The organism is Gordonia sp. (in: high G+C Gram-positive bacteria), assembly GCF_049299075.1.
Taxonomy (GTDB): Bacteria; Actinomycetota; Actinomycetes; order Mycobacteriales; family Mycobacteriaceae; genus Gordonia.
Map to the genome: position 1 here is coordinate 1 of NZ_JBAQWU010000237.1, position 8,297 is coordinate 8,297.

At 66.8% G+C, this 8,297-nt stretch carries 7 protein-coding genes and 1 pseudogene; 2 read left to right on the forward strand and 6 right to left on the reverse strand.

The features are described 5' to 3' along the window. Both WAW85_RS07460 and WAW85_RS07465 read right to left on the reverse strand, forming a co-directional pair. Positions 1-479 (reverse strand): DUF805 domain-containing protein (locus WAW85_RS07460; RefSeq protein WP_422558993.1); only part of this gene is annotated, 479 nt, incomplete at its 3' end. Between the two features lie 70 nt (positions 480-549). Continuing rightward, entirely contained in the window at positions 550-1,092 is a 543-nt protein-coding gene (locus tag WAW85_RS07465; protein WP_422558999.1) for an RDD family protein, read from the reverse strand. Positions 1,093-1,409: 317 nt separating this feature from the next. Between WAW85_RS07465 and glnA the strand changes: the two genes are divergently transcribed. Both glnA and WAW85_RS07475 read left to right on the forward strand, forming a co-directional pair. After that, complete coding sequence (glnA, locus tag WAW85_RS07470) at positions 1,410-2,843, forward strand: type I glutamate--ammonia ligase (protein WP_422558994.1); 1,434 nt, start codon at positions 1,410-1,412, stop codon at positions 2,841-2,843. Between the two features lie 231 nt (positions 2,844-3,074). Then, positions 3,075-3,680 (forward strand): FKBP-type peptidyl-prolyl cis-trans isomerase, encoded by a 606-nt coding sequence (locus WAW85_RS07475; RefSeq protein WP_422558995.1) that lies wholly within the window; start codon positions 3,075-3,077, stop codon positions 3,678-3,680. A 137-nt stretch (positions 3,681-3,817) separates the two neighbouring features. Here WAW85_RS07475 and crcB (WAW85_RS07480) read toward each other — a convergent pair whose 3' ends face one another. The 4 genes and pseudogenes from crcB (WAW85_RS07480) to WAW85_RS07495 all read right to left on the reverse strand — a co-directional run. Further along, positions 3,818-4,198: a fluoride efflux transporter CrcB gene (gene crcB / locus WAW85_RS07480; protein ID WP_422558996.1), complete on the reverse strand. Its 381-nt coding sequence runs from the start codon at positions 4,196-4,198 to the stop codon at positions 3,818-3,820. Further along, a complete protein-coding gene (gene crcB, locus WAW85_RS07485) occupies positions 4,195-4,650 on the reverse strand; it encodes a fluoride efflux transporter CrcB (protein WP_422558997.1) in 456 nt (151 codons plus the stop codon). Before crcB (WAW85_RS07485) ends, crcB (WAW85_RS07480) begins: the two co-directional genes overlap by 4 nt. Further along, positions 4,647-7,655, reverse strand: a complete 3,009-nt coding sequence (locus WAW85_RS07490) for a bifunctional [glutamine synthetase] adenylyltransferase/[glutamine synthetase]-adenylyl-L-tyrosine phosphorylase (protein ID WP_422558998.1) — start codon at positions 7,653-7,655, stop codon at positions 4,647-4,649. The genes crcB (WAW85_RS07485) and WAW85_RS07490 overlap by 4 nt, the downstream gene beginning before the upstream one ends. A 36-nt stretch (positions 7,656-7,691) precedes the next feature. Continuing rightward, positions 7,692-8,297: pseudogene (locus WAW85_RS07495) on the reverse strand (glutamine synthetase); the annotation flags it as partial.

Consider the following 8,297-nt stretch of genomic DNA (forward strand, 5'->3'; position numbering starts at 1 on the left):
CCGTACATGGCCTGCGGCGGAACGTAGCCTTCCGGCGCGGGCGGACCGTACTGAGCGGCCTTCGGCGAGGTCTCCATCGCACACAGCACGATCAGCGCGATGCCGCCGACGAAGGGGATGAAGGTGACCAGGTAGAACCACCCCGAGTAGCCGGCGTCGTGCAAACGGCGGACAGTGACGGCGATCGACGGCACGATGACGGCCAGCGCATAGATCAGGAGCAGGATGCCGAAGATCCCGCCGATGACGGACATGCCGCTGCCGCTGCCGTCGCCACTGAACGCGAAGGCGAAGACCAGTGCATACAGCACCAGGACGACAACGAAGTTGGCCAGCGTCCACCACCAGAACTCGGCACGGGAGGCACGCCCGTCGAAGGTCGCATATTTTTGGAAGACGCGCTTGTAGGCGTCGACGAAGCCAATGTTGTAGTCCGGCCAGTCAAGCGGCGGGGTCCCCTGAGGCATAGGTGCGTTCATGGTGCCCATTGTGGGCTATGCCGCCCCCCCGGCGCAGCACGACTCGCCGATTCCGCGGCTCTCGCTTCGCTCAGCGGGAGCGGAGGACGGCAGTTCCCGTGGCACGGTCGTGCATCGCACGGCCGTTGTAGTCGTTAATCAGGGCCGGCACCACGAAGGGGATCAGCAACTGGCGGACGAGTGCCCGGATGACGCCCACCGCGGCGCGGGGCTCGCTCCCCGCCGCTTCGGCCGCTCCCCGCTCGGGCCCGAGATCAACTCGGGCCACCCGGGTGCCGGCGATAAACTGCCCGGGCGTGAAACCGAAGAGAACGACCGCCACAATGCCGACGACGAACCAGATGATGAACTGCGGGATGGCCATCGCTTGGGCCGTCACTTCGAAGGCGCTGAAAACGTGCCCGTTCACCACGACCTCTTGTTTGGGCCCGACAAACAGGAAGGCGATCGCCATCGCGAGGAACCAGTCGATCAGCAGCGCCAGCACGCGCAACCACCCACCGGCGATCGACCCCGGCCCGGTTTCCGGCAGCCCAAGGTCCTCGCCGCGGTAGTCGAAAGCGCCGGGCGCCTGATACGGCCCCGTCAGCCACGAGCCGGCCGCGTCGCGCATCGTAGAACCGGTCGACGGCGGCAGCGGCGACGGGGTGTCGGCGGTGCGGCGGGGTCGGTTCTTCGAAGCCATGGGTCCATTCTAGATGCCGACGCCGCCGCAACGAACTCGCCGCCACGCGGGCTGCCCTATGCGTCCGGTGTAACCCATTCCATACAAAAAGGCGTCCACGTAACATGGGCGAAACATTCGGTTGATCGGCGGGCAATCTCGTGTCCCTACCGTCGACATCAACGATTCGCCTCGCCTCAGCCCGAGGACGGCGAGTTGCGGTCCAGAGAGGTTCTGGTCCACCCCAGTAAGGAGTAACGGCGACCGTGTACACCACGAACGAAGAACTACTTGAGGGCATCAAGGCCGAAGGCGTCGAGTACGTCGACATCCGGTTCTGCGATCTCCCGGGCACCATGCAGCACTTCTCGATCCCGGCTTCGGCCTTCGACGAGTCGGTCTTCGAAGACGGCTTGGCGTTCGACGGATCCTCGGTCCGCGGCTTCCAGTCGATCGACGAGTCGGACATGATGCTGCTGCCCGATCCGGCGACGGCCCGGATCGATCCGTTCCGCAAGGCCAAGACGATGAACGTCAGCTTCTTTGTCCACGACCCGTTCACCCGCGAGGCCTACAGCCGCGACCCGCGCAACGTCGCCCGCAAGGCGCAGGACTACTTGACCTCCACCGGCATCGCCGACACCTGCTTCTTCGGGGCCGAGGCCGAGTTCTACATTTTCGACGGCGTGTCCTATGGCTCGGACATGAACGGCACCTTCTATCAGGTCGAGTCCGAGTCCGGTTCGTGGAACGCCAGCAAGGCCACCAACCCCGACGGCACCCCGAACCTGGGCTACAAGGTCCGCGCCAAGGGCGGCTACTTCCCCGTTGCCCCGTACGACCACTACGTCGACCTGCGCGACGAAATGTCGAACAACCTGCAGGGCGCTGGCTTCACGCTCGAGCGCGGCCACCACGAGGTCGGCACCGGCGGCCAGGCGGAGATCAACTACAAGTTCAACACTCTGCTGCACGCCGCCGACGACGTCCAGCTGTTCAAATACATCATCAAGAACACCGGCTGGCAGCACGGCAAGTCCGTCACCTTCATGCCCAAGCCGCTCTTCGGCGACAACGGCTCGGGCATGCACGCCCACCAGTCGCTGTGGAAAGACGGCACGCCGCTGTTCTACGACGAGTCCGGCTACGGCGGCCTGTCGGATATGGCCCGCTACTACATCGGTGGCATCTTGCATCACGCGCCGAGCCTGCTGGCCTTCACCAACCCGACCATCAACTCGTACAAGCGGTTGGTGCCCGGCTACGAGGCCCCGATCAACCTGGTCTACAGCCAGCGCAACCGCTCGGCGTGCGTGCGTATCCCGATCACCGGCAACAACCCGAAGGCCAAGCGCATCGAGTTCCGCTGCCCGGACAGCTCAGGTAACCCGTACCTGGCTTTCGCGGCCATGATGATGGCCGGCCTGGACGGCATCAAGAACAAGATCGAACCGCACGAGCCGGTCGACAAGGACCTGTACGAGCTCCCGCCGGAAGAGGCCAAGGGCATTCCACAGGCCCCGACCTCGCTGGCCACCGTGATCGACCGCCTCGAGGAGGATCACGACTACCTGACCGCCGGTGGTGTCTTCACCGAAGACCTCATCGACACCTGGGTCGCCTACAAGCGGGAAAACGAAATCCTGCCGGTCCAGATCCGCCCGCACCCGTACGAGTTCGACCTCTACTACGACTGCTGATCCACTTCGATGGTTGAGCCGGGCCGAGGCGCTAGCCGAGGCTAGAGTCGAAACCAGGCGCCCCAACGCCCGACTTTCCTCGGCGGAGAGTCGGGCGTTGGCGCATCCGACGGAAATCAGACCCAGGATCAGCCGCCGAGGGCTATCTGCCCTCGGACGCCGAATCCTGACCTGAAAGCCGCAGGACCGTCGCGCGACTCCGGCCGCCGCCCTGAAGTACAGTCAGCAGGCATGAGACTGAAGCCTTTGATCCTCGTGCCCGCCGCCGCCTGCGCCGTCCTACTGGTCGGCTGCTCGTCGAACGATACCGCGTCCGATTCTGCCAATTCCTCGGTCGCACAGAGCGCCGCCGATGCCCCCGCCGGATCGGTGGTCTCCAAGGCCTGCCCCACCGGCACCGCAGGAGCCGACACCGCCGCCGAATGGACCGTCGAGGGCACCACCGGCTCAGTGTCGGTCGTCGGGCAGACGGACAGCAACGCACCGCTGGTCACCGTCACCACCCCGTTCGCGGTTGACGAGACCGCGGTCAAGGTCCTCCATGAAGGCGACGGCGCCACTGTCACTGAGAGCTCGACCGTCAGCGTTTGCTATGTCGGTGTCGACGGCCGCGACGGCACCACCTTCGACAGTGCCTACCAGCGCGGCGAGGCCGCCGACTTCCCGGCCGCCGGTGTGATCCCCGGCTTCCAGCAGGCGCTGGTCGGCCAGAAAGTCGGCTCGTCCGTCGCTGTGGTAATCCCGTCCAAGGACGGCTACCCGCAGGGCACCCCGGACGGCTCGATCAAGCCCGGCGACACCCTGATCTTCGCGCTCAAAATCCTCACCGCACAGTAGCCTCGACCCCAGCACATTCCCGGCCCATCGGCCTTCGACAAGCTCAGGCAGCAGAAACGCTCAGGCAGCAGAAACGCTCAAGCAGCAGAAACGCTCAAGCAGCGAGTCGAGGTGGGTGGGCCGGTGGTGTGTCGGGCTCAGCCCGCGAGGGAGGCCAGCCAGAGGCCGACTCCGGCGGCAAGCAGCGTCGCGGCCAGCGTGCCGACGACGTTCACCAGCGCGGCACGCCAACGTTGTTCACCCAACAGGACCGCCGTCTCGAACATCGCAGTGCTGAAGGTGGTGTACCCGCCGCAGAAACCTGCACCCAACACGATCGTCCACTGCTCGGATTCTCCCGCGAGCATCGCCAGACCGGTGATCAGTCCGAGCAGAAAGCTGCCGACGATGTTGATGGTCATGGTGCCCCAGGGATACTCCGAACCGAATCGAGCTTTCACGACGGTGTCCTGCACCGACCGCACCAGCGCGCCGAGTCCGCCGAAGGCGCTCACGCCGAGCACAGTTAGCAGGTTCATGCGCCTGCTCCCCGGTACTGACGGGCCCGCTGCGCCACCCAGATACCGAGCGCGACCAGCGCCAGGCCTACCGCCAGGCTGACCGCCGCGTATCCGACCGCGGTGCTGGCGTGCCCACCGCGCCCCAGCCGATCAAGCTGCACCGCAAAACTGCTGTACGTGGTGAACGCACCGAGGAAGCCGGTGCCCAGAAACAAGCGCAGCCGGTTGCGGACGCCGGTGTCCGGCCCGGACAGGATCAGCGATTCAAGCAGCAGACCGAGCAAGAAGGCGCCGACGACGTTCACCGCAAAGGTGCCCAGCGGGAAGCCGCCCGCGGCGGCGGGCAGCACGTGTTCGACGCCATAGCGCGCTGGCGCGCCCAGCATGCCGCCGACAAAGACAAGCGCCAGCAGCGGGCTCTGCCCGGCGAGAGCACCGAAGCCCCGGCTGCTGGTTCCCGGCACACTCATCCGCCGAAGACTTCTTCCACCACGACCTTCGCGCGCCGGGTCACCCGCAGATAGTGCTCCAGATACTCCGCGGCTTCGTCTTGCGGCCATCCCGACGCATAGGCGATGGCCCGCAATTCCCGGCCCGGTCCAGGAAGCTGGTCGACGGGGCGGCCGCGAACGAGCACCAGCGCATTACGCGCCGTCGTGGCGGTCAGCCAGGCTTCGGTGAGCATCGCAACCTGCTCACTCGGTATCAGCCCGGCCTCGTCGATCGCGCCCAGCGCCTCCAAGGTCGACGTGGTGTGCAGGCCCAGGTACTTGTGCGCGTAGCGCAGCTGCAGCAACTGCACCGTCCATTCGACGTCAGCGAGGCCGCCCCGACCGAGTTTGGTGTGCGTCGTCGGGTCGGCGCCGCGCGGCAATCGCTCGGCGTCCACGCGCGCCTTGATGCGGCGAATCTCGCGGACCGCGTCGGTCGACACTCCCCCGGCCGGATATCGCACGGCATCGATCACGTGCAGAAAGTCCAGGCCTAGATCCGGGTCGCCGGCGATCGCATGGGCCCGCAGCAACGCCTGCACTTCCCACGGCTGCGCCCACTGCTGGTAGTACGCGCGGTAGGACGCGAGTGTCCGAACGATCGGGCCGTTCTTGCCCTCCGGCCGCAGACCCACATCCACTTCCAGCGGCGGGTCTGCGCTGGGTGTGCCGAGCAACGCCCGGACATTGTCGGCGACGGTCTGCGCCCAGCGCACCGCGTACGTCTCATCGGCGCCTTCCACCGGATCGCAGACAAAGAGGACGTCGGCGTCCGAACCGTAGCCGAGCTCGCCGCCGCCGAGGCGCCCCATGCCGATCACCGAAATCCGGGCGGGCACCTGCTCACTGGATTCGACGACCGCCGCCTCGATCACCTTCTCCAGCGCGGCATTGATCACCGCGGCCCACACTGTCGACAGCGCCCGGCAGACATCCCGGACGTCCATCAGTTCCAGCAAGTCGGCCGAGGCGATGCGGGCCAATTCTGCACGACGGTGCGAACGCGCCACCGCGATCGCTTTGCGCGGATCACGGTGCCGCCGAACCGACGCGAGCATCCCCTTGACCACCTCGTCGCTGGTCACCTCCACCAACTTCGGCCCGGATGCGCCCGTGGAGTACAGCGCGATCACGTCCGGTGACCGCATAAGCAGATCGGCGATATACTCCGAGGTGCCCAGCACGTGCATCAGACGTTCGGCGACGACGCCGTCGTCCCGCAGCAGTCGCAGGAACCATTGGGCGTCGACCAGTTCGTCGCACAGTCGCCGGTAGTTGAGCAGACCGGCGTCGGGATCGGGGGCGTCGCTGATGTGCTGCAGCAGGCTGGGCAGGATCAGCATCTGGATCTGGCCGCGTCGGCCGCGCGCCGACCCCAACGCTTTGATGTGCGCGAGTGCTCGGTCGGGCTGGGCGTATCCGAGTGCGGCCAACTGGCGCTCGGCGGATTTGTTTTGGAGGTAGAGCGAGTCCTTGTCGAATCTGGTGACGGCCTCCAGCAGCGGCCGGTAGAAGAGCTTCTCGTGTAGCTGTCGGACGCGCGTACGTTGGCGACGCAGATCCCGGCGCAGCACCTCGGCGGCGTCACTGCCACCCTCCGCCCGAATGTGGGCGGCCCGCGCGAGCCAGCGCATGGCGGGCTCGTCGGACTGGTCGGGCAGCAGATGCGTCCGTGCCATGCGCTGCAGTTGCAGCCGGTGTTCGAGAATTCGGAGGAACTCGTAGGAGGCGTGGAAGTTCGCGCCATCGGTGCGGCCCACGTAGCCGCCGTCGGTCAGCGCGTCGATGGCCTCCAGGGTCGATCGCACGCGAAGGCTCTCGTCCGCCCGCCCGTGCACCATCTGCATCAGCTGCACCGCGAACTCGACGTCGCGCAGGCCGCCTCGGCCGAGTTTGACGTTCCGCTCTTTCTCGTTGTCGGGCACCAGCGACTCCACGCGCCGACGCATCGCCTGCACGTCGACCACGAAGTCTTCCCGCTCAGCCGCGGACCACACCAGCGGTCCCGTCGCCGCCAGGTACTCCTCGCCCAGGCTCAGGTCGCCGGTCATCGGTCGCGATTTGAGCAGCGCCTGGAACTCCCATGTCTTGGCCCAGCGCTGGTAATACGCGAGATACGAGTCGAGCGTGCGGGTCAGGGCCCCGCGCTTGCCTTCCGGCCGCAGCGCCGCGTCCACCTCAAAGAAGGCCAGCGAACCGACGCGCACCAGTTCCCCGGCCAGCCGGGCCGAGGTGGTGTCGGCAGGTTCGGCAACGAAGACGACATCCACGTCGCTCACGTAGTTCAGTTCCCGCGCCCCGCACTTGCCCATGGCGATCACCGCGATGCGACCGGTCAGCGGGTCATCGCCGAGCACTTCGCGCACGGCGACGGCCAGCGCCGCGGTCAGCGCCGCGTCGGCGAGATCGGCGAGCCGCCTGCCGACCTCGGGCAGGAACAGCACGGGCTCGTCTTCGACGGTGGCGGCCAGGTCTTGTGCGGCCAGCTTCAGCACCAAGTTCCGGTAGGCCACCCGTAGTCGGCTGATCGCTTCCGGGCCGCTGATCGCCGCGCGGTACAGCAGATTCGACCCGGCGTCCGGTTCTTCAACGGCGTCCACCGACGCGAGCATCGCCTCCCGCGCCTGGGCCGCGGTCGGCAGGTCACGCGGAATCAGCAGACGCCACGCGCCCGGTTCGGCAACCAGATGATCGCCGAGGGAATCGGAGGCGCCCAGGACGGCAAGTAACCGACCGCGAAAGGTGGTGTCCTCGCGCAGCAACCGATCGATCTGTGCCCAGTCGTCGTCTGCAGTGGCCTGCTGCAGGCGGACGAGTGCTTTGAGGGCGAGATCGGCGTCGGCGGCGCGCGAGAGTGCCCACAACCGGTCCACACTGTCCGGCGTGTCCCAGCCGAGCGCGCCCAGATCGTCCCGGGCCGTGGGCTCGAGCAATCCCAGCCGACCGGGGCTCGGCACCGTCGAACGTCCACCTCGTGCAGTCACGGTAATCAAGCCTATCGGCTGCGCTGCCGCGGCGGACTACAGCGGCAGGTGGTGCTTGAGCTCGAACGGCGTGACCTGCTCACGGTAGGCCGACCACTCGGCCCACTTGTTGCGCAGGAAATAGTCGAAGACATGCTCGCCCAACGCCTCGGCAACGAGTTCCGAGCGCTCCATCTGGTGGAGCGCATCGGAGAGGGAAGTGGGTAATTCGCGGTAGCCCATCGCACGCCGTTCCGCCCGAGTCAGGGCCCACACGTTGTCCTCGGCTTCCTCGGGCAGTTCGTAGCCTTCGGCGATGCCGCGCAGACCTGCCGCCAGCAGTACCGCGAACGACAGGTACGGGTTGCAGGCCGAGTCAGGGGTGCGAATTTCGACGCGTCGCGAGGACGCCTTGGTCGGCGTGTACAGCGGCAGGCGGACCATGGCCGAGCGGTTGGCTCGGCCCCACGTGGCAGCGGTGGGGGCCTCGCCGCCGTGCACCAGTCGCCGGTAGCTGTTGACCCATTGATTGGTCACCGCGCTGATCTCGTTGGCATGCGTCAGAATCCCGGCGATGAACTGCTTGCCGGTGGCCGACAGCTGCATCGGATCGTCCGGGTCGTGGAAGGCATTGGACTCGCCCTCGAACAGGCTCAGGTGCGT